A 22,970-nucleotide genomic window follows, 5' to 3' on the forward strand; every position below is an offset into this window, starting at 1 on the left:
GCGGTGCGCCGACGGGCCGGCCGGCCGTCCCCGCCGGCGCGCCCGGCGGGGACGGCATCCCCTGCCCGCCGCGGGCGCGCGGAACGAAGTTCGACCCAGCGGTCGCGCGCGTGTCGCCGGGCACCGTCTCCGTCACTCGTGGTCCCCCCCAGCACCGCGACGGCGCGCGTCAACGACACCGACCGGACCCGGCCGAACGGACTGGCCCAGTGGCGCCGGCACGTGCCCGAGCCCGAGCCCGGATCCGAACGGGCCCGGAGGTGTCATCGTCCTCCCCGTTCGGCGGCCCGCGGCGCCCCTCGCTCAGACAGCCACGAATTCATCCCTCGGTGGTGCATCGACCCTCGGTGGTGCATCGACCGGACCTCCAGCGATCTTCCCCCGCCACTGACTGTGGGCCACCCCGAACGATGAGCCGAACGCGCGCATCATCCAGGTCCCACTGGGGTGTGTCGGCACACCGGAGCGAACTGGAATACCGGACGCCGACACGGGTGGCGCTCCGTGGTCACGGGGGCAACGTTACCGACTACGCCGAGATGATCTACCAGCGGCCCGGCCCGGCGATGGCGGCGTGACGCCCCGACCGCCGACCGTGGCGATGGCGCGATCCGTGCGTTTATGGCAACTCACAGTAACAGAGATGCGGTCGTCGACCAGCGACCGCCATGACGAACCTTCCGAGTCGACGAACCTTCCGAGTCCGCCCGCCGGCGCGGGCATGACAGGCACCATCGACCCACGGACGCCCGACGCCTACACTGCGCACACAAACAGCGGCGATAATGCTACTCTGCGTTATGGATCGCGGGTCTCGGCTCGGGATCCGTCGGCTGCCCGCCCCCGCGGGCGCCGGGAGGGGTGGGGCTGTGCGATCCTGCGCGCCCCGTGCGACGTCGCCGACGTGATATCGCCGGGGTGACATCGCCGGGGTGATGTCACGTCGGGATTGATGTCACCTGGAGTGATGCCGCCCGGGTGAGGCCGGTGAGCACAGTCACGGGACGGTCGGCGCCTGCCGGACGGGTGGGGGCGCCCAGGCAGGCGCCGGCTGCCGTCCCGGTCCTCCGCCGGCACCGGTCCTCCGCCGGTCTACCCGGCAGCCACCCGCCTCAGGGCAGGGCGGTGACGACGTCCGCCAGCGGCTTGCGGGCACCGGTGTAGAACGGCGTCTCCAGCCTGGTGTGCCGTCGCGCCGCGCTGGCCCGAAGGTGTCGGATGCAGTCGACGATCCGGTGCAGCTCATCCGCTTCGAAGGCGAGCAGCCACTCATAGTCGCCCAGTCCAAACGAAGCCACCGTGTTGGCCCGGACGTCCTCGTACTCCCGGCCCATGATCCCGTGCTCGGCGAGCATCCCGCGCCGTTCATAGTCCGGCAGCAGGTACCACTCCAGCGAGCGGTTGAACGGGTAGACGCAGAGATAACCGCGGGGGTCCTCCCGCCGGACGAAGGCGGGGATGTGGTTCTGGTTGAACTCCGCCGGCCGGTGCAGGCCGACCGCCGACCACACCGGACGCAGGTGCCCGCCCAGGGCCGTCCGCCGGAACCGCTGGTAGGTCTCCTGCAGCAGGTCCGGGTCCGGGCTCGTCCACCAGACCATCAGGTCCGCGTCGGCCCGGTAGCCCGAGATCTCGTAGACACCGCGGGTGTAGACGTCCTTGGCCAGCGCCCCGTCGAGCAAGGCGGTCGCCTCGTCGATCAGCGGGGTCCGCTCGGCGGGCAGCGGACGGTCGGCCGCGAAGACCGACCATCCCGTGTAGAGCAGCTCCGCGTTGAGTTCGCGGGCCGATTTCGTGGACTCCGACATTCCCATCCTCCTTCACCGGCGGCCGGACGCGGTCCGGGCCGGTGCACGTAATCAGATTCCCGGGCCCACCGGATCGGCCGGACTGCCTTGCGCCGTCCGGGTAGCCCTCAGCACCGCGTGCGCGGCGGTCTCCCCCGACCGGATACAGGCCGGGATGCCTACACCGTCGTATCCCGCGCCGGCCAGGACGATCCCCGCTGGAAGCCCCCGGCGCACCGCGGCGATCCGGTTGAGATGACCCGGCAGGTACTGCGGGAGTGCCCCGCCCCAGCGACTCACCCGGGTCGCGACCGGCCGACCGGACAGACCGGTGATCTGCGCGATCTCCGCCGCCGCCACCCCGGCGAGCTCCACGTCCCCACGCTGCAGGTCCTGTTCGGCACCGGCGCGGCCGATGCTCGCCCGCACCACCGTGAGCCGGTCGGAGCCCAGGTGCGGCCACTTGGCGGACAGGAAGGTGGCCGCCTTCACCGCGGTGCCCGCCCGGGCGGGCACGAGGAATCCGCTGCCGGGTGGCGGCGCGGCATCCCGGTAGACCAGCGTCACCAGGCCAACCGAGGCGTAGGGCACGCCGGCAAGCGGGGCGGAGGCATGCGGGGCCAGCGGCGCCAGCAGGGCGCGGGCCACCCCGGCGGGCACCGCGAGGATCACGGCGTCGGCCTGGAACGGCCCGAGGGCGTCCGCGCCGCCCACCCGGTCACAGTTGACCTGCCAGCCGCCCGCGGTCTTCGCGATCGAGCGGACGAGCACCCCGGTGTGCACGGTGGCGCCGGACTGCGCCGCCACCCGCGCCGCGAAGGAGCCCAGGCCCCCCCGAAGCGTGGCGAACAGCGGTGCCGTCGAGGTCGTCGTCGCGGGTCCGGTACGGGCCCGCACCCGGTGCGCGCCGAGGAGCAGCGAGCGGTCCTCGGCGAAGATGGGGACGAGCTGGGGCACGGTAGCCCGCAGCGACAGCGCGTCGGCCCGGCCCGCATACACCCCCCCGAGCAGCGGATCCACCAGCAGGTCGACGACTTCGCGCCCGACCCGCGTGCCGACGTAGCGGCCGACGGTCGGATCGTCGGCGAAACGCGTCCGCGGCAGCACCAGGTCGGCGGCGGCCCGCACCAGCCCCCACGGGGACAGCACCCGCGAGCGGACCAGGCCGAGGACGTCGGTCGGCACTCCGAGCAGAGTGTTCGGGGGGATGGGACGCAGCCGGCCGCGGATCCACAGTGACGCCGACGTCGTGGCCGGATGCACGATGTCGTGCCCGAGCCCGATCTGCCGGGCCAGGCGGAGTCCGTCGGGAACCCGGGCGAGGAAGGACTCCGCGCCCTCTTCGACGTCCAGACCCTCGATCGGGGTGGTACGCAGCTTGCCACCGACCCGGTCCGCCGCATCGAGGACGGTCACTTCGGCGTGCCCGGCCAGGGCGCGGGCGGCCGAGAGCCCGGCGATACCCCCACCGACGATCACAACCCGCACGTTCCTGCCGCCCTTCACGTTGAGTGGTGCCGCCCGCCAGTTTTCACCATCGGACCGGTTCCAGTGAACCGGTCCGATGAGGGCGGATCACCTGCCGTGGACGAGGTCAACGACGTGTGCGAGCACGCCCGGATCGGTCTGCGGCAGCACCCCGTGGCCGAGGTTGAACACGTGCCCCTCCGCCTCGGCCCCGCGGGCGCAGACGTCACGCACCTTGGCGGCGAGCACCGCTTCGGGGGCGAAGACCGCGGTCGGGTCGAGGTTTCCCTGCACGGCGTGACCGGGCCCGATCCGCCGGGCGGCCTCGTCGAGAGGGACCCGCCAGTCGACCCCGACGACGTCCGCACCCGCCTGGCCCATCGCGGCGAGCAGCTCACCGGTGTTCACACCAAAGTGGATGCGCGGCACCTCACCGGCGAAGGCGGCCAGCACCCGAGCGCTGTGCGGCGCGACGTAGCGACGGTAGTCCGCCTCGTCCAGCGCCCCGGCCCAGGAGTCGAACAGCTGCAGCGCGTCGACACCGGCATCCACCTGGACCCGCAGGAAGGCGGTGGTAATGTCGGCGAGCCGGGCCAGCAGGTCGTGCCAGAGCTTCGGTTCGCTGTACATCAACGCCTTGGTGCGGGCGTGGTCGCGACTCGGCCCGCCCTCGATGAGGTAGCTCGCGAGGGTGAACGGCGCCCCGGCGAACCCGATCAGCGGGGTTGAACCCAGCTCGGCCAGCAGTAGCCGGACCGCGTCGGCCACGTAGGGAACGTCGTCCGGCTCCAGTGCCCGCAACGCGGCGAGCCCGACGGCGTCCCGCACGGGCTCGGCCACCACCGGTCCGATCCCGGCGACGATGTCGATGTCGAGGCCGATCGCGACCAGGGGCACCACGATGTCGGAGAAGAAGATCGCCGCGTCCGGCCGGAACCGGCGTACCGGCTGGAGCGTGATCTCAGTGATCATCTCGGCCTCCCGGCAGGAGTCGAGCATGGCGGCTCCCGCGCGCAGGGCCCGGTACTCGGGCAGGACCCGCCCGGCCTGACGCATGAACCACACCGGCGTGGTCCCGGGGGGCTCCCGTCGACAGGCCCGCAGGAAGGGCGCGGTGTCGGCCAGGCCGAGCCGCCGGGCGAGCGCGGCACCGGTCGGCGGGGGCGAGACGCCGCCCGGCCCGGATCCGGGTCCCGCGTCGACGTGGAGGACAGGCATGGGTCGATCATTGCACGCCCGTGAGATGTGTGGGAGTACGGCCATAGCGGGATGGGCCACCGCACGGGCCTGACGGCTCCCGGCGGCGAGGACCGGGGAGTACCAACCGGAACGTTGCACATCCGCTATCTTTTACTCTGGGTAGAAGAACTTCCAGATCCGGCCGGTGCCGGGCGCTCCCGTCCGTCGAGGCCGCGCCGGCGGACGGGGACGAACGATCGGACGTGACGAATCCCGCGGTCGCCGTGGCATGCCACGGCGCGTCCCGGGTCCCGGCACTCCAGGGCACCCGGACAGTGGAACACCTCGGTGTCATCCGCTACGACGCCATCCCCTACGACGCCATCTGCTACGACGAGGAGTCGCCGATGACCGGTCGTGCCCCGAGCGGCGCCTCCCAGCCCCTTGCCCTGGCCCGCGTCGTCTCGCTCGCCGAGGCGTCGTCCTTCCTCTTGCTGCTCGTCGCGACCGCGATCAAATACGGTGCCGACTACCCGATCGGCGTGCGGATCCTCGGCCCGGTCCATGGCGTGCTCTTCCTCATCTATTGCGCCCTCATCGGCTACCTCTCGGTGGTCGGGCGCTGGCGCCGTAAGCGGACCGTGCTCGCGCTGATCGCCGCGGTGCTGCCCGTCGCCCCGTTCTTCGTCGAGCGGCACTGGCTGCGTGGCGACGCCGCCCGGCTGGGCGACGCAGAGCCGGCACGTCCCACCTCGAAGCCGGCCGGCCAGGCGGGCTGAGCCGAGGGCCGGCCCGGCCCCACCGCCCCACAGACCGGGCGATCCGCCCCGCACCGCCCCGAGACGGGCTCACGCGACACGCCGGAGAGAATGCACGGACATCCGCCCGTCCCGTGGCACCGTCAGTCCGGTCGGAATTGGGGTAGAGGGTGCGCGTCATCCCGCGTTCCCCCTCCCGCCGGCCGTGGCGAGTGGCGCGCGATCCGTGGTTATGCGCCCACCACGATCCAACGGTACGCATCACGGGCAGACGTGCGCGGGGAGTGGTGGTCGAGTGGAACAGGTCCGGGTGAGCGCCGAGGATCACATCGTTCTCGTCTGCATCGCATGCGGCGACGAGCGCATCTTCGAGCAACCCCCGTGCTCCGACGGGCACGGTGACGACTGCCCGGAGTGGGCCTGCACCTCCTGTGGCGCCGCGGTGCTGGTCGGGCCGGCCCCCGCGGAGCGGCCGACGGCCCGGCCGAGGCCCGTGCGCGAGACCCCCGCAGTCCGGGATCTCCGCGGCCGCGATCGTGCCGCCGCGCGGATCCCGGCGTGAGCCTGCACAGTTCCGCCCCTCAGCCGGGGTACTCCGGACACCGGCTCACCGGTTCCCGCCCACACGCAACGGGACCGAAACCGTACGCTCCGACGTCCGGCCAGCATGATCAAGACCGACGTCCTACCGTTGCCGTCATGGGGGTCGCGCAGTCATCCGAGGCGAGCCCTCCGATCTTCCTCGCGGTCACCAACGCCCTGCGCGCGGGGATCGCGCGGCTGCGCCCGGAGGTGGCGGTGCACGAGGTGGCGGCGCCCACCCGGGTCGCGCCGTTCTCCTTCGCTCTGGCCGGTGGGCTGACCGGGGACGAGGCCGACACCGCGGCCGGCCGGCTCATCCTGCTCATGGATCCTCAAGGACAGCCGGCCTGGCAGGGCACGGCCCGCATCGTCTGCTACGCCCGCGCGAGCATCGACCGGGAGATCGCCGGCGATCCCCTGCTTGCCGAGGTCGCCTGGTCGTGGCTGCGGGAATCGTTGGAGGCGCACGGCGCGGGCGTGCGCGCCCTGGGCGGCACGGTCACGGCCACCGCGTCACAACGCTTCGGCGTGCTCGCGGCCGACGGGGACAGCTTCGCCGTGGAGCTGCGCTGCTCCTGGTCACCCGACTGGGCGGAGACCACCCTCGCATCCGACCTCGGCCCCGCAGGGCCGGGCGCGCAGGGCCAGCCGCCCTGGAGCGCCTCGGCGACGGCCGCCCACCTGCTCGCGTTCGGCGACCTGCTCGCGGCCATGGCCGGCCTTCCCCCACAACTGTCCGGAGTCATCACACTACCAACCCGCCGGGGTTGACCGCGTCACACCGGCCCGCCGGACGGACAGCACCGCACCACCCACCGCGCGCCGCGGCCGACCCTCCACCGCGCGCACCTCCCATTACCGAGTCGTTACAAAGCGTATAAATAACGCGATTCGCTGTAGGACACGGCTACCTCTGCCAGGATTCAGACGTACGATCACTGATCGTGACGTCGACGGTTCCTGAATCAACACAGCGGGTCAGCGGGGGTGTCAGCGCAGAGGTGGAGGTACAGTCCAGCACTGGTGCCCATGAGCCCATCCCGCTGCTCACCCCTGCAGACGGGGTACCCCCCGTCATCGTCGACACCGCGGAACTCGCCGCGGCGGCGGAACGCCTCGCGGCCGGCGTCGGGCCGGTCGCGTTCGACGCCGAACGAGCGTCCGGTTACCGGTACAGCCAGCGGGCCTACCTCGTCCAGATCCGACGGCGGGGCACGGGCTCGCTGCTCCTCGATCCGATCGCGCTCGAGGATCTGAGCGTCATCCAGGACGCGGTGGACGGGGTCGAATGGGTGCTGCACGCCGCCAGCCAGGACCTTCCGTGCCTGTCCGAGCTCGGTCTGCGGCCGAGTCTGCTGTTCGACACGGAGCTCGCCGGCCGGTTGCTGGGCTACGAACGGGTCGGGCTGGGGATGATGGTCGAACGGGTGCTGGGCCACGGGCTGGAGAAGGGCCATTCGGCCGCGGACTGGTCGACCCGCCCGCTTCCCGAGCCGTGGCTGCGCTACGCGGCGCTCGACGTCGAGCTGCTGGTGGAGTTGCGCGACGCGCTCGAGGCGGAGCTGATCGAACAAAACAAGATCAAATTTGCCCGGCAGGAGTTCGCCGCGATCGTCGCGGCCCCGCCACGCGAGCCACGGGCCGAGCCGTGGCGCCGGACGAGCGGGATCCACCGCGCCCGGTCCCGCCGCCAGCTCGCGGCGGTCCGGGCGATGTGGACCGCCCGGGACCGGCTCGCTCGTACCCGTGACGTCGCGCCGGGTCGCGTCCTCCCGGACAGCGCGATCATGGACGCCGTGCTGAACGCCCCCACCGACGCGGCCGCGCTGGTCCGGCTGCCCATCTTCTCCGGACCACGGATCCGCCGCACCGCGAACGTCTGGCTCGACGCCCTGCGTGGCGCCGCCGCGCTGCCCGAGGAAGAGCTGCCCGCCCCGGCCGGACCGGGCGGCGACGGTCTGCCGCCGCCCAACTGCTGGGCCGAGCGCGACCCGGTGGCCGCGTCGCGGCTGGCCCGGGTACGGGCCGCGCTGGCCGCCCTCGCCGCCGCCCACACGATGCCGGTGGAAAACCTCCTCGAGCCCGCGTTGTCCCGGCGGCTCGCCTGGTCCCCGCCGAATCCCCTGACGGACACGGCCGTCGCCGGGGCGCTGCGGGCCGGCGGGGCACGCCCCTGGCAGATCGAGCTGACGGCCGCTCCCCTGCTCACCGTCCTCGCCGAGCCGCCGACCGAACCAACCGAACCGACGGCACCGGCCGAACCGACAGCCGAGCCGGCGGGCTGACGGCCGGATCTGCGGGTCGTGGACCAGGGACGGACCGGCGCATCACGACATCGGCATCCCCGGGCACCTGGCATCCATGGCTCCGAGATGTCTACCGGCTGGTAACCGCTGCCGTAGGCTAGCCGTGCCGGCGGTATCCGCGCCGGTGCCGGCTGGCTGTCCGAGCCCTGGAACCGGGTTCCGGACAACAGCCGACGTTCGACGGCGACGAACCAGCGGTCGGTGGCGGCCGCGGGTCGGGAGGTCCCGTGTTCGGATCATCCAGAAACTTCGTACGCGACGTCGTGTTCGTCGACGGGGTCCGAACCCCGTTCGGGAAGGCCAAGGGCGTCTACGCCGAGACCCGTGCCGACGATCTGATCGTGCGGGTGGTCCGGGAGCTGCTGCGGCGCAATCCCTCCCTCCCCCCTGAGCGGATCGACGAGGTGGCGATCGCGGCCACCACCCAGATCGGCGATCAGGGCCTGACCATCGGCCGGGTCGCCGCCATCCTGTCCGGGTTGCCGGAAACGGTGCCGGGCTTCGCAATCGACCGGATGTGCGCAGGCGCCGTCACGGCGGTGACCACGACGGCCTCGTCGATCGCCGTCGGCGCCTACGACGTGGCCATGGCCGGCGGGGTGGAACACATGGGCCGCCACCCGATGGGCGAAAGCGCCGACATCAACCCCCGGTTCGTCGCCGAACGGCTCGTGGACACCTCCGCGCTGGTGATGGGCTCGACCGCCGAGAACCTGCACGACCGGTACCCCAAGATCACCAGGTCGCGGGCGGACGCCTTCGCTCTGGCCTCCCAGGAGAAGGTCGCCAAGGCGTACGCGAACGGTCAGATCCAGCCCGACCTCGTCCCGGTGGCTGCCCGGCACGTCGAGACGGGCTGGGAGTTCGTCACTGCCGACGAGCCGCCGCGACCGGACACCACGCAGGCGGGGCTCGCCGGGCTGCGCACGCCGTTCCGGCCGCACGGGCGGGTGACCGCGGGCAACTCCGCCGGGCTCAACGACGGCGCCACCGGCTGCCTGCTCGCCGCCGCCGAGGTGGCGGCCGAGCTGGGCCTGTCGGCGAAGATGAGCCTGGTGGGTTTCGCGTTCGCCGGAGTCCCCCCCGAGGTGATGGGCGTCGGGCCGATCCCGTCGACGGAGAAGGCGCTGGCCCGTACCGGCCTGACCATCGACGACATCGGCCTGTTCGAGCTGAACGAGGCCTTCGCCGTGCAGGTCCTGGCCTTCCTCGACCATTTCGGCATCGCCGAGGACGATCCCCGGGTCAACCCGTACGGCGGGGCCATCGCGTTCGGTCACCCGCTGGCGTCCAGCGGGGTGCGCCTGATGACCCAGCTCGCCCGGCAGTTCGCCGAGCATCCCGAGGTGCGCTACGGCATGACGGCGATGTGCGTGGGTCTCGGCATGGGCGCCACCACGATCTGGGCGAACCCGCACCACGCCGCGGCCGACTGAGCAGGCACGACCGAGCAGGAACGACGACCGACCCGGGACGACCCGTCCGACACGACCGGGCCCGCGGCGGACCCGAGGGGAGATCCATGACCATCGACGAGGTGACCCTGTCCTTGCCGGACGAGGTCGTAACGGCCGCCCACGCCCGTTACGCGCGGCTGCCCGGGGTGGCCGGGCCCGTCGCCCTGATCACCCTCGACAACGGTCATGACCACACCCGGCCGAACACCTTCGGCCCAGCCGGCCTGCGGTCCCTGCTCGCCGCCGTCGACGAGATCGAGGCGCACGACCCGCCGGTCGCCGCGATCGCCGTCACCGGCAAGCCGTTCATCTTCAGCGTGGGTGCGGACCTGTCCTTCCGCTCGTCGCTCACCGACCCGGAGCAGATCCGCCCATCGCTCGCGGCGCTCGGCCGCCTCGGGCACGAGGCCTTCGCCCGGGTGGGTGAGGGTCGCCTGGGTGACCGGAAGGTCCCGACCTTCGCCCTCGTCAACGGGGCGGCGCTGGGCGGCGGGCTGGAGCTGGCCCTGCACTGCGACTACCGGGCGCTGTCCGCCGGCATTCCCGCACTCGCCTTCCCAGAGGTCTTCCTCGGCCTCGTCCCGGGCTGGGGCGGCACCCAACTGCTGCCCAACCTCATCGGCGCCGAACGGGCGGTGTCCGTCATCATCGGCAACGCGCTCAGCCAGAACCGCATGCTGCGCGGCCGGCAGGCGTTCGAGCTGGGTCTCGGGGACGTGCTGCTGGAGCCGGCGGACTTCCTGGCGGAGGCGCTGCGCTGGGTGGGCCGGGTGCTGCGCGGCGAGGTCGACCCGGTGGCCGCCCGCGCGCCGGTCGAGCGGGGGGCGGCCTGGGCGGAGGCGATCGCACGGGGCCGGGCGCTCGCCGACGCGAAGCTGCACGGGGCCGCGCCGGCCGCCTACCGGGCGTTGGACCTCCTCGCGCTCGCCGAGACCGCCGACCGCGCCACCGGGTACGCGGCCGAGACCGAGGCCCTCGCCGATCTGTCCGTCAGCGACGAGCTCGCCGCCAGCCTGTACTCCTTCGACCTCGTGCAGAAGCGGGCGAAGCGGCCGGTGGGCGGGGCGGACCCGGCGCTGGCCCGGCCCGTGACGAAGGTCGGGGTGGTCGGCGCCGGCCTCATGGCAAGCCAGCTCGCCCTCGTGTTCGCGCACCGGCTCGAGGTGCCGGTGGTGCTCACCGACATCGACCAGGCCCGGCTCGACGCCGGGGTCGCGGGGGTCCACCAGGAGATCGACAACCTCCTGCTGCGCCACCGCATCACCCCCGACCAGGCGAACCGCTACAAGGCGAACGTCACCGGATCCCTGACCAAGGACGCCTTCGCGGACGTGGACCTCGTCATCGAGGCCGTCTTCGAGGACCTGGCCGTCAAGCGGACCGTGCTCGCGGAGCTCGAAGCCGTCGTAGCGCCCACGGCCGTGCTCCTGACGAACACCTCGGCGCTGTCGGTCACCGAGATGGCCGCTGGGCTCGATCATCCCGAACGGGTCGCCGGGCTGCACTTCTTCAATCCGGTGTCGGTCCTCCCCCTGGTCGAGGTGGTCCGCGCTGCCCGCAGCGACGACGCCACCATCGCGACGACGCTGGCCGTGGCGAAGAACCTGAAGAAGAACGCGGTCCTGGTCGCCGATGCCCCGGCGTTCGTCGTCAACCGGCTGCTGACCCGGTTCCTCGGGGAGGTGCTCGGCGCGACGGAGGGCGGTACGCCGCTCGAGGAGGCCGACCACGCCCTCGATCCGCTGGGGCTGCCGATGTCCCCGATGACCCTGCTCGCCCTCGTCGGGCCGCCGGTCGCCCTGCATGTCGCGGAGACGCTGCACGCGGCATTCCCGGACCGGTTCCGGCGGCCGGCGGCTCTCGCCCGGCTGGTCGAGGCGGGCCGGAGCGGCGTCTACACCACGGGCCCGGACGGCGTCCAGACCGTCGACCCGGACGCCGCCGCGCTCATCTCCACGCCGTCCCCGGCCGCCACCCCGCTGACCGGGGACGAGGTACGCGAGGCGGCGTTGCGGGCGCTCGCCGAGGAGATCCACCTGATGCTGACCGAGAAGATCGTCGCGGAGGCCGCCGACATCGACCTGTGCATGATCCTCGGCGCCGGCTGGCCGTTCCACCTCGGCGGCATCACGCCCTACCTGGACCGTACCGGCATCAGCGAGACCGTCACCGGGCAGCGATTCACCCCGCCAGGCGTCGCCACCCTGCGCTGACCCAATCCGAAATACCGGCACTCAGCACATGGGTGTCTCACCTCAGGCTGGCGAAGAGGGTCAGGCCGTGCGGACCGGTGGCTCGTCGTCGCTACCGCCACGCCGGCCATCGCCGGGGAAATCACCGAACGGGCCCGGCGGCTGAAGATCCGGGGGCAGCGACGGGTCCAAGGAGAACGGGGCGCCGGGCGCCAGCAGGCAGTAGCTTCCGGATTCCTTGCCCACCTGGTACGTCTCGTGACTCGCCGAGGCGCTGCCGCGCCGGACGTCGACCTGAACCTCCCGGACCGTCGGGGAACCCACGGACCGGTGGATCTGCACTCCCCGCACGGCGAACGAGGCGATACCGCCCTGGACATCGTCCAGAGCCCGCATGATGATGGCGAACTCGGACGCCGGGCGGCGTTCCTGGACCGATGGGCAGAGGCGGGCGTAAGCGGCCTCGTAGCGCGAGTCGCTGACCTCCGTCAGGTAGGCGCGGACGGCGTCGGCAGGGCCGTTGGCGGAGCGGAAGAACAGGAACAGGCCTGTCCCGCCCGCGCCGGCCAGGAGGGCGAGCACGAGGACGAGCGAAATCAGCCACCGGGCCCGGCTACGGCGGGGCGCCGGCGGCCCGCCCGGCCACCCGGGGCCGCCCCACGAGGTCGGCGGGACGGGTGGCGGCGGGGGCCACCAGGGTGGCCGTTGCGGGTCATGGTGCACCCCCACCCTCCTCCCACTTCCTCACATTCGCTCCTGCACCACATCATCAGTACACGACAGCCGAGCACCCCGCTGCCGCAGGGCGACACCGACGAGCGCCCAGACCAGGTCGGCGATCGTGGCGAGAAGCCGCGCCACCAGCGCGACCAGGGCCGCCGGCCCACTGGCGACCGCCGGGGCCAGCGCCAGTACCAGTACCGCCTCCCGCACCCCCGCCCCGGCGGGCAGCACCAGTACCAGGAATCCGGCGGTCCAGGCCAGGGCATAGGCCCCGAGGGAGAGCAGCAACAGCCGGCCGCCGCCGACCGCCGGATGCAGATCCCGGACGAGCAGCCAGGTCGCCACCCCGTAGCAGCAGAAGCTGAGCAGCAACCAGCCGGCTCCGGCGGCGACGGCCCGCGGGGGCAGCGGTTCGGTCAACGGTGGGCGGCGCAGCAGCCGGAACGCCAGCGCCAGCAGGCGGGACAGCACCGGCGGGCAGAGCACGACGACGAAGACGGGCACGACCGCCAGCGCCCACCAGTAGTCGGCGAGCGCCTGCGCGGAGACGAACGGCAGGGTGACCGCCGCGGCGAGCCCCCCGCTCGGCACCGCGAGCGCCAATACGACCAGGCTCGCCGAAGCCGCCTTCGACCGGGAGACGCCGTGGTCGCGGGAGAGCTCCATCTGCGCGAGCACCGGCCACACGCTGCCCGGGATGTACTTGCCGATCTGCCCGACGAAGAAGATCCGCACGGCGGCCCGCAGGGGAAGCGCGGCACCCAGCCCTCCCAGCAACGCCCGCCAGGACAGCACGGTGGTACCGACGGCAAGCACGGTGACCACACCCGAGGCCACCACGCCGCCCACGGTGAGCGAGCGGACGGACTCCTCGATCTCGTTCCACTGGCTGACCAGGGCGAGAACCAGCAGCCCGAGGGCCACCAAGAGCGCACCACGCATGGCCCACCAGCGTGGGCCGCGCCCAGCCCGGCGGCGGGAGGCGGCGCCCCGGCGCGCCGACACGGTGTGCTCACCCACCTGGTCAGCCTAGGACGGCGGTCGGGCCGCCATCGTGCCGGGCCCCGACACGATGGCGGATCCCGACACGGTGGCGGGTCCTCGCCCGCCGAACCCCGATGACCGGGCGATACCCGGGTGCGTTCGGGGTCAGAGCGCCCGAGTCAGGGCGCCGGGGATCAGCGCTGGTCGCCGATGGCCTCGCCGGCCCGCTCGCCCGCCGGGGCCGCTTCGCCGGGCGAGGCCGGGTCGTCCTCGATCGCCGGCTGGCGCTTCGCGACGGCCTCGACGACCTTGCGGGCGAGGTCCTGCGGGGCAAGCCCGACCTCGGCCATGACCTCGTCCCGCTTGCCGTGGTCGAGGAATCGCTGGGCGATGCCGAAGTCCCGCAGGGGCACGTCGACGTCGGCGTCGCGCAGCAACTGGGCCAGCGCAGCCCCGACCCCGCCGACCCGGCCGTTGTCCTCGACGGTGACGACGAGGTCGTGGGCGCGGGCAAGATCGATCAGTGCCGGGTCCAGTGGCTTGACCCACCGCGGGTCGACGACGGTGATGCCGATGCCCTGGCTCGCGACCCGCTCCGCGATCTCCAGGCAGGTCGCGGCCATCGCGCCGATGGAGACCAGCAGCACCTCGCGGCGCTGGGCCACCTTCGGCGAACGGTAGAGCACGTCCACCCCGCCGACCGTGTCAATCGCCGGCACGTCCGCGGCGACCTTGCCCTTGGGGAAGCGCACGACGGTCGGGCCGTCGGTGTTACCCACGGCCTCGCGCAGTTCCGCCCGCAGGGTCGACGCGTCCCGCGGGGCGGCGATCGCGAGCCCCGGGACAACCTGCAGGAACGACAGGTCCCACATGCCGTTGTGCGACGCCCCGTCCTCCCCGGTGATACCGGCCCGGTCGAGCACGAACGTCACGGGCTGGCGGTGCAGGGCGACGTCCATCAGGACCTGGTCGAACGCGCGGTTGAGGAACGTGGCGTAGAGACACACGACGGGCTTGAGCCCACCCATCGCGAGCCCGGCGGCCGAGGTAACGGCGTGCTGCTCGGCGATACCGACGTCGAACACCCGGTCCGGGTAGGCCTTGGCGAAGGCGCCGAGACCGACCGGCTGGAGCATCGCGGCGGTCAGCGTGACGACGTCGGGCCGCTCGGAACCGATCTGCACGATCTCGCCCGAGAAGATGCTCGTCCAGCTGATGGTCTTCGACGTCGACACCGGCTTACCGGTCGCCGGGTCGATGATGCCGACGCCGTGGAAGTTGTCGGCGTCGTCCTGCTCCGCCGGCGGGTAGCCGAAGCCCTTGCGGGTCACGCAGTGGACGATGACGGGCCCGCCGAAGTCCCGAGCCCGGCGCAGGGCCGACTCGACCGCGACGACGTCGTGGCCGTCGACCGGGCCGACGTACTTCAGGCCGAGGTCCTCGAACATGCCCTGCGGCTGGACGACGTCCTTGATGCCCTTCTTGATGCCGTGCAGCGCGTCGAACAGCGGGGGGCCGACCAGCGGGGTGCGGCCGAGGACCTGCTTGACGACGTCGAGGACCTGCTCGTACTCGGGCGCCAGCCGCAGCGCGGCGAGGTGGTCGGCGAGGCCGCCGATCGTCGGTGCGTAGGACCGGCCGTTGTCGTTGACGACGATGACGACGGGCCGGTCGTCGGCGGCGATGTTGTTCAGCGCCTCCCAGCACATCCCGCCGGTCAGGGCACCGTCACCGACGACGGCGACGACGGCCCGGTCCTCACCACGCAGCGCGTAGGCACGCGACAGCCCGTCGGCGTAGGACAGGGCGGTCGAGGCGTGCGAGTTCTCGATGATGTCGTGCTCGGACTCGGCCCGGCTGGGGTAGCCGGAAAGGCCACCCCGCTGGCGCAGCCCAGAGAAATCGTCCGCCCGGCCGGTCAGAATCTTGTGCACATAGGACTGATGGCCGGTGTCCCAAAGGATGCGGTCGAATGGCGAATCAAACACACGATGTATTGCCAACGTCAGCTCAACAGCCCCCAGATTCGGCCCGAGGTGACCTCCCGTACGCGCGACTGCGTGAATGAGGAAATCACGGATCTCGGCCGCCAGGGTGCCGAGCTCCTCGTGGTCAAGGCGCTTGACGTCCTGCGGACTACTGATCGTAGACAGAAGCGACACGGCGTGAACTCCCTCTCCCGAAAGGGGATCGGTCCGGGTCCGGCAAAGTCTACGCAGCCCGCCTGGTCCCTTGCAGACGGGCACCCGACATGTGAGTTCCTCGTAGACCGTCAGGCAATAGGCCTGATCGCGGTAGAATCCACCTCCCCGGTTGTCCACTATTGGTCCGGATCCGAGTACGCGGATGCACACACTCTGTCGGCGTGGCGCGCGGGCGACACGCCGGGACGACCAGGTCGTGCCAGAAGCGGCCGGAAGTGGAGTCCACGCCGTTCCGGCGACACTTCTGGTACCGGCGCAATCACACCAGGTTCGGACTCCGGTCCGCGCCTCGCGGCTCGAGCAGCGCCACACACTCGACGTGGGCGGTCATCGGGAACAGGTCGAAGGCGCGCAACGCGACGAGGTCGTAGCCCACGGCTGCCGCGGCGGCGAGGTCCCGACCCAATGCGACGGGATCGCAGGCGACGTAGGCGACCGCGCGGAGGCGATGGGCGAGCAGCGCGGCCACCACCGCCGGGCCCGCCCCGGTGCGCGGCGGGTCGAGCACCGCGAGATCGACACGGCCGGCCGGCCCGCCCGTACCGAGCACCCCGCGGATGGTAGCCGGTGTCACCCGCAACGCCCGCAGCGAGACCCATGGCAGATCGGCGAGGTTGTTCGCCGCGGCCGCGACCGACGCGGCGTCGGACTCCAGTGCGATGACGCGGCCAGCGGCGCCGACATCCTCCGCGAGGAACGCCGCGAACAGGCCCGTCCCGGCATACAGGTCGAGCGCGGTCTCCCCAGCTCGGGGACGCAGGGCCCCGCGGACCGCGTCCACCAGCACGCCGGGAGCCGCCGGATGGACCTGCCAGAACACCTCCGGCCCGAGCCGGAACCTCCGCTCCCCCACCACCTCGACGACCTCCCCGGGGACTCCGGCCTCCCCGGTCCCGGCGCGCCCGTCGTCGACGACCGTCCCGGCGCCGGCGGGATGCACCGCCACGGCCACCTGCCCGGTCGCCGGGCTGGCCGCGACCTCGACGGCGTCGGCCCCGGGGAACCGCCGGCCGGCGAGCGCCGCGAGGACGAGGGGGTGGGCAATGCGGCAGTCCGGCGTCGCCACCACCTCGTGCGAGCGGCTCGCCCGCAGCCCGACCTCGCCGCCGGCCGTCACCGCGAAGCGCATCCGAGTCCGCCACGCCAGTCCGTCGTCGACGCCACCGGACCGGTCGGATCCGGTCAGCCGCTCCGGGCCGCTGACGGGCACCGCCTCGACCAGCACCTCCAGCGCCGGCTCGGCGCCGGGTCCGGCCTCGGCCGCCGTCCCGAGGCCGGACCCGGCGTGCGCGAGGCTGACCCGGGCGTCGAGGCCACCGAACCGCCGAAGGGCGTCGGCCACGACCTCGGCCTTGCCGCGCCGCTGCGCCGCGAGGCCGGCATGCTGCCAGTCGCACCCCCCGCACAACCCTGGGCCGGCGTGCGGGCAGGGCGCGACCACTCGGTCCGGCGAGGGCGTCAGGACGGCGACCACGTCCGCCCGCCAGTACCGCTCGTGGGAGGCGTCGGTAACTCGGGCACGGACCCGTTCGCCGGGCAGGGCATGGCGGACGAACACCACCCGACCGCCCGAGCGGGCGACGCAGAAGCCGCCGTGGGCCACCGGCCCAACGTCGAGGTCGAGCAGCGAGCCGACCGCGATCCCCGGGGCGCGGGCCTGCCGTGCGGTATCCCCGGAGACGCGCGATCGCGCGGGCCGGCGCTGTCGACTCACCGCTTCCGCTCCGACGGGCCGGGAAGCGTGGCCCGGCCCTGTCGCACCGCGCCCGCCCCGGTCCGCTCGAGCCGCTGCTCGGCCAGCCTGGACGAGGCGAGCTGCCAGGGCACGCTGGTGACCATGACGCCGGGCTGGAAGAGAAGCCGGGCCTTGAGCCGCAGCGCGCTCTGATTGTGCAGGAGATGCTCCCACCAGTGACCGACGACGTACTCGGGGACGTAGACGGCGACGACGTCCCGTGGGCTCTCCCGCCTGATCCGGGCAACGTAGTCCAGCACCGGGCGGGTCACCTCCCGGTAGGGGGAGGCCAGCACCACGAGATCGACGGTGATCCCCCGCTCCGCCCACGCCTTGCGGAGCCGATCGGCCTCCGCCTGGTCGACGGCGACCGTGACCGCGACGAGGCTGTGTGGCCGCGACGCCTTGGCGTAGGCCAGGGCCCGCAGCGTCGGGGCATGGATCTTACTGACGAGGACGACGGCGTGGATCCGGGAGGGCAGGGTCGGCGGCCCGGGTTCCGGGGTGAGTTCGACCGCGACCCGGTCGTAGTGAGCCCTGATCCCCCGCATCCCGAGAAAGATGATCGGGATAGCCAGACAGACGATCCAGGCACCGTGGGTGAACTTCGTGACCAGCACGAGGATCAGCACGGTGCCGGTGAGACAGGCGCCGAAGAAGCTGATCGCCTGAGACCGGCGGATCCGCCGACGGGCGGCCGGATCGGACGCAGCCGGGTCGTCCGAGCGCAGGATGCGCGCCCAGTGCCGCACCATCCCGGTCTGGCTGAGGGTGAACGAGATGAAGACCCCGAGGATGTAGAGCTGGATCAGGGCGGTGACCTGCGCGTCGAACACGACGATCAGCAGGATCGCGAAGCCGGCGAGCAGCACGATCCCGTTGGAGTAGGCCAGTCGGTCGCCGCGGGTGTATAGCTGACGCGGCAGGTAGCCGTCGCGGGCAAGGATCGAACCCAGCACCGGGAAGCCGTTGAAGGCGGTGTTCGCCGCCAGCATCAGGATGAGAGCGGTGACGACGGCGATGTAGCCGAAGCCGGGCGATCCGTCCCCGAAGACGGCGGCGGCGACCTGGGCGATCACGGTCGGCTGCTCACCACTGGCGCCGATCAGGTCCCCGGTGTGCTCGGCGACATGCACGTCGGAGATCAGAGCCAGCGCGGTGACGCCGCCGAACATCGTGACTGCGATGAACCCCAGCATCAGCAGGGTGGTCGCGGCGTTGCGGCTCTTGGGCTTCCGGAACGCGGGCACCCCGTTGCTGATCGCCTCGACCCCGGTGAGCGCCGTGCATCCCGAGGCGAACGCCCGCAGCACCAGGAACACCAGGGCGAATCCCGCGTAGTCGTGTTCGGCGACCACCTGGTATCCGGCGCTCTCGGCCCGCGGCGGATGACCGACGGCCGCCTGGACCAGCCCGGTGACGATCATTACGAAGATGCCGAGCACGAAGCCGTAGGTCGGGATGGCGAACGCCGTGCCGGACTCGCGCACCCCACGCAGGTTCATTATCGTCAGTAGGATCACGATGACGACCGCGAGGAGCACCTTGTGCGCGGCGAGCCCGGTGACGGCCGACGTCAGGTTCGCGACACCGGCCGACACCGACACCGCGACCGTGAGGACGTAGTCAACCAGCAGGGAACTGGCCACCAGCAGGCCGGCCCGCGGGCCCAGGTTGACCGAGACGACCTCGTAGTCGCCGCCGCCGCTCGGGTAGGCGTGCACGTTCTGCCGGTAGGACGCCACCACCGTCAGCATCAGGATGGCGACGGCTCCAGCAAGCCAGGGCGAGTAGTGGTAGAAGGCCAGCCCGCCGAGTGACAGGACAAGCAGGATCTCCTCGGTCGCGTACGACACCGAGGAAAGGGCATCGCTCGCGAAGACGGGCAAGGCGATCCGTTTGGGGAGCAGTGTCTCCCCAAGCCGGTCGCTCCCGATCGGTCGACCGACGAAACCGCGCTTGAGGCGATCCGTGAGCGCCACGCGGCGATGTTACCGACGCCAGCCACGCAGTTCAGCATCAGTGTGGCGTGGCACACAGATGCTCCGTATCCGGAGATCCGGCCACGTGACCTGCGCCGGTCAGGCCGGATCGGACTACCCTGAACCCTTGTGCATGTCGTGATCCTCGGCTGCGGCCGAGTCGGCTCCGCGCTTGCCCGCAGCGTCGAACGGTTCGGCCACTCAGTAGCGATCATCGACCAGAACCCCGCCGCGTTCGGGCGGCTACCGCGCGATTTCACCGGTTTGCGGGTCACCGGGATAGGCTTCGACCGCGACACCCTCATCGAGGCGGGCATCGAGCGGGCCGCCGCGTTCGCCGCCGTCTCCAGCGGGGACAACTCAAACATCATCGCCGCCCGGGTGGCCCGCGAGATGTTCGGGGTCGAGCGGGTCGTCGCGCGGATCTACGATCCCGGCCGGGCCGAGGTCTACGAGCGGCTCGGTATCCCCACCGTCGCCACGGTGCGCTGGACCCGGGACCAGATCCTCGGCCGGCTCCTGCCCGACGCTGTCACGCCGCAGTGGTCCGATCCGTCGGGCTCGGTGCTGCTGGCCGCGATCCCACCAGGACCCGCCTGGGTGGGCCGCCGGATCCGGGAGCTGGAGGAGTCCGCCGGGGTACGGGTGGTCTGCGTGACCCGGTTCGGCGAGGGTGTCCTGCCCGACGCCCGCACCCTCGTCCAGGACGGTGACGTCGTGCACGTGGCCGTGACGAAGGCGCACGCATCCGAGGCGGACACGGTGCTGCGCACCGGGCCGGACGGCGAGGGCTCCGGGTAGCTCCGGGCAGATCCAGGCAGACGATGCCGCGCGAGGAGGAGAAGCGATGAGCGTGCGCCGGGTGGTGATCGCGGGAGCGGGCAAGGTCGGCCGGTCCATCGCCGCCGAACTGCTGGAGAACGGCTCCGAGGTGCTCATCATCGAGCGGGATCCGCAGAAGATCCGGACCGACGCGCTACCGGAGGCCCGGTGGCTGCTCGCGGACGCCTGCGAGCTGTCCCAGCTCGACGCGGCCGGGCTGAACGAGTACACCGTCCTGGTGGCCGCCACCGGGGACGACAAGGTGAACCTCGTCGTCTCGCTGCTCGCGAAGACCGAGTTCGGCGTGCCCCGGGTCGTGGCGCGGGTCAACCATCCCAAGAACGAATGGCTGTTCACCGAGTCGTGGGGGGTGGATGTGGCGGTGTCCGCGCCGCGCCTGCTCACGGCTCTGGTCGAGGAGGCCGTCAGCGTCGGCGACCTCGTCCAGCTGATGCGGTTCCGGCAGAGCGATGCATCCCTCGTCGAGCTGACGCTGGCCGAGAACGCGCCGGTGATCGGCCAGCGGCTCAGCGAGATCGCCCTGCCGGCGGACAGCGCCCTGGTGGTGATCCTGCGTGGCGGACGGGCGGTCATTCCCTCGCCCGACGCCACCCTGGAAGACGGCGACGAGGTTCTCGCGGTCACGACGAACGCCGAGGCCGAGGAGAAGCTCGCCGTGCTGCTCGGTCAAGCGCCGGCAGGCGCGGGCACGCCGGGCTGACGCGCGACAGGCTGGCGATGCGGAGGCGGTCAGCCGGCAGGCCGCCGCTCTCCGCGCGGGGGCTCGCCGCGCGGGGCGTCCCCGGCCAGCACCTCGCCGTCCAGCACCTCGCCGTCCACGACCGTCGGGTCGGTGGCGGCGGTGGCGGCGGGGGGCAGCGGTGCGATCCGGCGGACGATGGCGAAGCTGGCCAACACCGCGACACCGAACAGCGGAAGTCCCAGGGCGATGTTGGCCGCGGCCAGCCAGCCGGGCTCGTCGGCGAGGTAGAGCACCCCCTGCACGACGAACCGCACACCGAACACGGCGATCCAGACGACCGTCACCCACACCGCGGCCCGCCGCTGGCGGGGCACCCGCTGCCAGTTCGCATAGCGGCTGTCCAGACCGGCCATGAGATACCCCGCCACCGGCCGGCGCAGGACGATCGACAGCAGGGCCACCACCCCCCAGAGCGCGTTCTTCGCGATGCTGGGCAGGAAGAACCCCTTCGCGTTCCCGGTGCGAGAGGCCACGAATGCAGCGATCGCCACGGCGAACAACCCCGAAAAGGTCTGCTGGGTCGGCTCACGGCGCACGATGCGCAGCACCAACAGAGCGGCCGCCGTGGCAATGGCGACCGCAATGCCGGCGGTCAGTCCGGCCTCGGCGTTCACCGTCACAAACGCCACGGTGGGCACGGAGCTGTCAATGATCCCCCGTGGGCCGCCGATGGCCTCGGACATCGTCATCGGAGGCGTGTCGGGAGATGGCGTACGTGGCATGTCTGGTTAAGATCCCGTCGGGTTGGGCGGACCCGCCGACCTAGGCGCTCGCCGACGGAACGGGGAGTAGTTCGTAACGCGGGTTGAAGATGATCGGACGGTTCTCCTGCACGGTAACGCGCCCGGAAGCCTTGACCGACGCGCCAGCCCGCAGGCCCGGGATGTCCCGGCGGCCGAGGAAGACCAACGTGACGGTGCCGCTGCCGTCGTAGATGTCGACCTCCAGGGTCGGTGCACCCGAACGCGCACGTACCGTCACGGCCTGGATAGTACCCGCGACGCAGATCTCGTCCCGGTCACGACAGCCGCTCATCGGGGCGGCGCCCGCCGACGCCGAGGCCGCCTGGAGGTCCTCGGCGTCGAGCTCGCTCGTCCCTGCTGTCAGTCTGTGGAGCTTGCGCCCCAACCAGCCGCGTGACTCGCCCACGGCTCCTCCGATCCGGCTCGTCGGCGACTCGGCGCAAGCAACTGCTGCTCGAGCACGTCCAACACGTTCAACACGTCCAATGCAACGCATGACCGGCGCTCACTGTGCCCGCCCCGCATGGCGCCTTCGGCGCAATGCGGGGACCCCGGGCACAGGGCGGTCAGCGGATCTCGGCTATACGCGCACCGCGCACGGGCATCTCGGGCCGTCCGCTGGTCGCCGAGGCGACCGGTCCGCCGGAACCAGCGGGGTGATCGGGGTGATCAGTGATCTCTTTCGGCAGCCTCAGGGGCAACGGATCCCGCACCGGCATCGCGCCGTCACCACGAGAAATGATCAGATTGCGCAACGCGGCGTCCAGGAGGGGGCCGGCCGCCGGATCCTGTCCGGCCGCGCCGGTCACCACCGCCCGCAGGAACCAGCGCGGACCGTCCACACCGATCATCCGACCCGGCACGGTCTCGCCCGGTCGCCCGGTCGGCAACCTCATCCGCAGTTCGGGGCCGTAGCGACCGTCTGCCTCCGACCCACCGCCCCCCTGAATGGTCTCCAGAATCTCGGCCCGTACCTCGTCCCAGAGGCCCCGGCTCTTCGGCGCCGCGAAGACGGAGAGCTCCATCGCGCTGCGTCCGTCGGTCACCAGCACCGTCAGCGGCTTGCCGGTCGACTCCTCGACCTGGAACTGCACCTGCATGCCGTCGAGCGCCGGAATCCGCAACGACCCGAGATCGAGGCGATGCACGTCGTCATCAGGTGCCTGCGCGATGTCGTAGGGACCGTCGGGCTCCGACGAGCCCCGCGAGGTGACCTTCTCGGGGACGTCCACCTCGGAGGCCTCGCGACGGTCGAACTCCCTACGCCCTCGCCCGAACACCGGTGG

The 22,970-nt window shown here is 72.1% G+C and carries 19 protein-coding genes; 8 read left to right on the forward strand and 11 right to left on the reverse strand.

Annotated elements, in window-relative coordinates; all coding sequences use genetic code 11:
* Positions 1 to 1,112 precede the first annotated feature (1,112 nt).
* The 3 genes from hemQ to hemE all read right to left on the reverse strand — a co-directional run bounded on the left by hemQ (position 1,113) and on the right by hemE (position 4,472).
* Complete coding sequence (gene hemQ / locus AC08OU_RS09615; protein ID WP_011435779.1) at positions 1,113 to 1,808, reverse strand: hydrogen peroxide-dependent heme synthase; 696 nt, start codon at positions 1,806 to 1,808, stop codon at positions 1,113 to 1,115.
* Positions 1,809 to 1,859: 51 nt separating this feature from the next.
* Positions 1,860 to 3,275 carry a protoporphyrinogen oxidase gene (hemG, locus tag AC08OU_RS09620; protein WP_462202836.1) on the reverse strand — a complete coding sequence of 472 codons (1,416 nt, stop codon included), beginning with the start codon at positions 3,273 to 3,275 and terminating at the stop codon, positions 1,860 to 1,862.
* Positions 3,276 to 3,362: 87 nt separating this feature from the next.
* A complete protein-coding gene (hemE, locus tag AC08OU_RS09625; RefSeq protein ID WP_476601824.1) occupies positions 3,363 to 4,472 on the reverse strand; it encodes a uroporphyrinogen decarboxylase in 1,110 nt (369 codons plus the stop codon).
* Positions 4,473 to 4,696: 224 nt separating this feature from the next.
* Here hemE and AC08OU_RS09630 point away from each other — a divergent pair, with 224 nt between their 5' ends.
* The 6 genes from AC08OU_RS09630 to AC08OU_RS09655 all read left to right on the forward strand — a co-directional run bounded on the left by AC08OU_RS09630 (position 4,697) and on the right by AC08OU_RS09655 (position 11,749).
* Positions 4,697 to 5,212: a DUF3817 domain-containing protein gene (locus AC08OU_RS09630; RefSeq protein ID WP_476601823.1), complete on the forward strand. Its 516-nt coding sequence runs from the start codon at positions 4,697 to 4,699 to the stop codon at positions 5,210 to 5,212.
* Between the two features lie 289 nt (positions 5,213 to 5,501).
* Positions 5,502 to 5,753 (forward strand): hypothetical protein, encoded by a 252-nt coding sequence (locus AC08OU_RS09635; RefSeq protein WP_462188863.1) that lies wholly within the window; start codon positions 5,502 to 5,504, stop codon positions 5,751 to 5,753.
* Positions 5,754 to 5,890: 137 nt separating this feature from the next.
* Positions 5,891 to 6,544: a DUF3000 domain-containing protein gene (locus AC08OU_RS09640; RefSeq protein WP_476601822.1), complete on the forward strand. Its 654-nt coding sequence runs from the start codon at positions 5,891 to 5,893 to the stop codon at positions 6,542 to 6,544.
* Between the two features lie 173 nt (positions 6,545 to 6,717).
* Positions 6,718 to 8,058 carry an HRDC domain-containing protein gene (locus tag AC08OU_RS09645; RefSeq protein WP_476604712.1) on the forward strand — a complete coding sequence of 447 codons (1,341 nt, stop codon included), beginning with the start codon at positions 6,718 to 6,720 and terminating at the stop codon, positions 8,056 to 8,058.
* A gap of 248 nt (positions 8,059 to 8,306) precedes the next feature.
* A complete protein-coding gene (locus AC08OU_RS09650) occupies positions 8,307 to 9,515 on the forward strand; it encodes a thiolase family protein (protein ID WP_476600112.1) in 1,209 nt (402 codons plus the stop codon).
* An 86-nt stretch (positions 9,516 to 9,601) separates the two neighbouring features.
* Positions 9,602 to 11,749 carry a 3-hydroxyacyl-CoA dehydrogenase NAD-binding domain-containing protein gene (locus tag AC08OU_RS09655; protein WP_476600114.1) on the forward strand — a complete coding sequence of 716 codons (2,148 nt, stop codon included), beginning with the start codon at positions 9,602 to 9,604 and terminating at the stop codon, positions 11,747 to 11,749.
* A gap of 60 nt (positions 11,750 to 11,809) precedes the next feature.
* On the opposite strand, the gene AC08OU_RS09660 is transcribed toward AC08OU_RS09655, so the two are convergent.
* The 5 genes from AC08OU_RS09660 to AC08OU_RS09680 form a co-directional block, all read right to left on the reverse strand.
* Complete coding sequence (locus AC08OU_RS09660) at positions 11,810 to 12,451, reverse strand: hypothetical protein (protein WP_476604713.1); 642 nt, start codon at positions 12,449 to 12,451, stop codon at positions 11,810 to 11,812.
* A gap of 21 nt (positions 12,452 to 12,472) precedes the next feature.
* Positions 12,473 to 13,471 carry a lysylphosphatidylglycerol synthase domain-containing protein gene (locus AC08OU_RS09665; RefSeq protein WP_476600118.1) on the reverse strand — a complete coding sequence of 333 codons (999 nt, stop codon included), beginning with the start codon at positions 13,469 to 13,471 and terminating at the stop codon, positions 12,473 to 12,475.
* Positions 13,472 to 13,629: 158 nt separating this feature from the next.
* Positions 13,630 to 15,597 (reverse strand): 1-deoxy-D-xylulose-5-phosphate synthase, encoded by a 1,968-nt coding sequence (gene dxs / locus AC08OU_RS09670; RefSeq protein ID WP_476600119.1) that lies wholly within the window; start codon positions 15,595 to 15,597, stop codon positions 13,630 to 13,632.
* Positions 15,598 to 15,898: 301 nt separating this feature from the next.
* Positions 15,899 to 17,353, reverse strand: a complete 1,455-nt coding sequence (locus AC08OU_RS09675) for a class I SAM-dependent RNA methyltransferase (RefSeq protein ID WP_476600121.1) — start codon at positions 17,351 to 17,353, stop codon at positions 15,899 to 15,901.
* Positions 17,350 to 19,356 carry an APC family permease gene (locus AC08OU_RS09680; protein ID WP_476604714.1) on the reverse strand — a complete coding sequence of 669 codons (2,007 nt, stop codon included), beginning with the start codon at positions 19,354 to 19,356 and terminating at the stop codon, positions 17,350 to 17,352. The genes AC08OU_RS09675 and AC08OU_RS09680 overlap by 4 nt, the downstream gene beginning before the upstream one ends.
* A gap of 129 nt (positions 19,357 to 19,485) precedes the next feature.
* Between AC08OU_RS09680 and AC08OU_RS09685 the strand changes: the two genes are divergently transcribed.
* Together AC08OU_RS09685 and AC08OU_RS09690 are read left to right on the forward strand one after the other, a co-directional pair.
* Positions 19,486 to 20,157 carry a potassium channel family protein gene (locus AC08OU_RS09685; RefSeq protein WP_476600125.1) on the forward strand — a complete coding sequence of 224 codons (672 nt, stop codon included), beginning with the start codon at positions 19,486 to 19,488 and terminating at the stop codon, positions 20,155 to 20,157.
* Between the two features lie 46 nt (positions 20,158 to 20,203).
* Complete coding sequence (locus tag AC08OU_RS09690; protein ID WP_476600127.1) at positions 20,204 to 20,899, forward strand: potassium channel family protein; 696 nt, start codon at positions 20,204 to 20,206, stop codon at positions 20,897 to 20,899.
* Positions 20,900 to 20,928: 29 nt separating this feature from the next.
* Here AC08OU_RS09690 and AC08OU_RS09695 read toward each other — a convergent pair whose 3' ends face one another.
* The 3 genes from AC08OU_RS09695 to AC08OU_RS09705 all read right to left on the reverse strand — a co-directional run bounded on the left by AC08OU_RS09695 (position 20,929) and on the right by AC08OU_RS09705 (position 22,964).
* Positions 20,929 to 21,630: a DUF3159 domain-containing protein gene (locus AC08OU_RS09695; protein WP_476604715.1), complete on the reverse strand. Its 702-nt coding sequence runs from the start codon at positions 21,628 to 21,630 to the stop codon at positions 20,929 to 20,931.
* Positions 21,631 to 21,703: 73 nt separating this feature from the next.
* A complete protein-coding gene (locus AC08OU_RS09700) occupies positions 21,704 to 22,090 on the reverse strand; it encodes an OB-fold nucleic acid binding domain-containing protein (protein WP_476600131.1) in 387 nt (128 codons plus the stop codon).
* Positions 22,091 to 22,250: 160 nt separating this feature from the next.
* Complete coding sequence (locus tag AC08OU_RS09705; protein ID WP_462187665.1) at positions 22,251 to 22,964, reverse strand: DUF3710 domain-containing protein; 714 nt, start codon at positions 22,962 to 22,964, stop codon at positions 22,251 to 22,253.
* Between the last annotated feature and the right edge of the window lie 6 nt (positions 22,965 to 22,970).

The organism is Frankia sp. CcMO1, assembly GCF_977945845.1.

Bases quoted from the DNA above. Each gene is read 5' to 3' on its own strand.
- AC08OU_RS09695 (WP_476604715.1), bottom strand. From the start codon at position 21,630: ATGACGATGTCCGAGGCCATCGGCGGCCCACGGGGGATCATTGACAGC.
- AC08OU_RS09655 (WP_476600114.1), top strand. From the start codon at position 9,602: ATGACCATCGACGAGGTGACCCTGTCCTTGCCGGACGAGGTCGTAACG.
- AC08OU_RS09640 (WP_476601822.1), top strand. From the start codon at position 5,891: ATGGGGGTCGCGCAGTCATCCGAGGCGAGCCCTCCGATCTTCCTCGCG.
- AC08OU_RS09690 (WP_476600127.1), top strand. From the start codon at position 20,204: ATGAGCGTGCGCCGGGTGGTGATCGCGGGAGCGGGCAAGGTCGGCCGG.
- hemQ (WP_011435779.1), bottom strand. From the start codon at position 1,808: ATGTCGGAGTCCACGAAATCGGCCCGCGAACTCAACGCGGAGCTGCTC.
- hemE (WP_476601824.1), bottom strand. From the start codon at position 4,472: ATGCCTGTCCTCCACGTCGACGCGGGACCCGGATCCGGGCCGGGCGGC.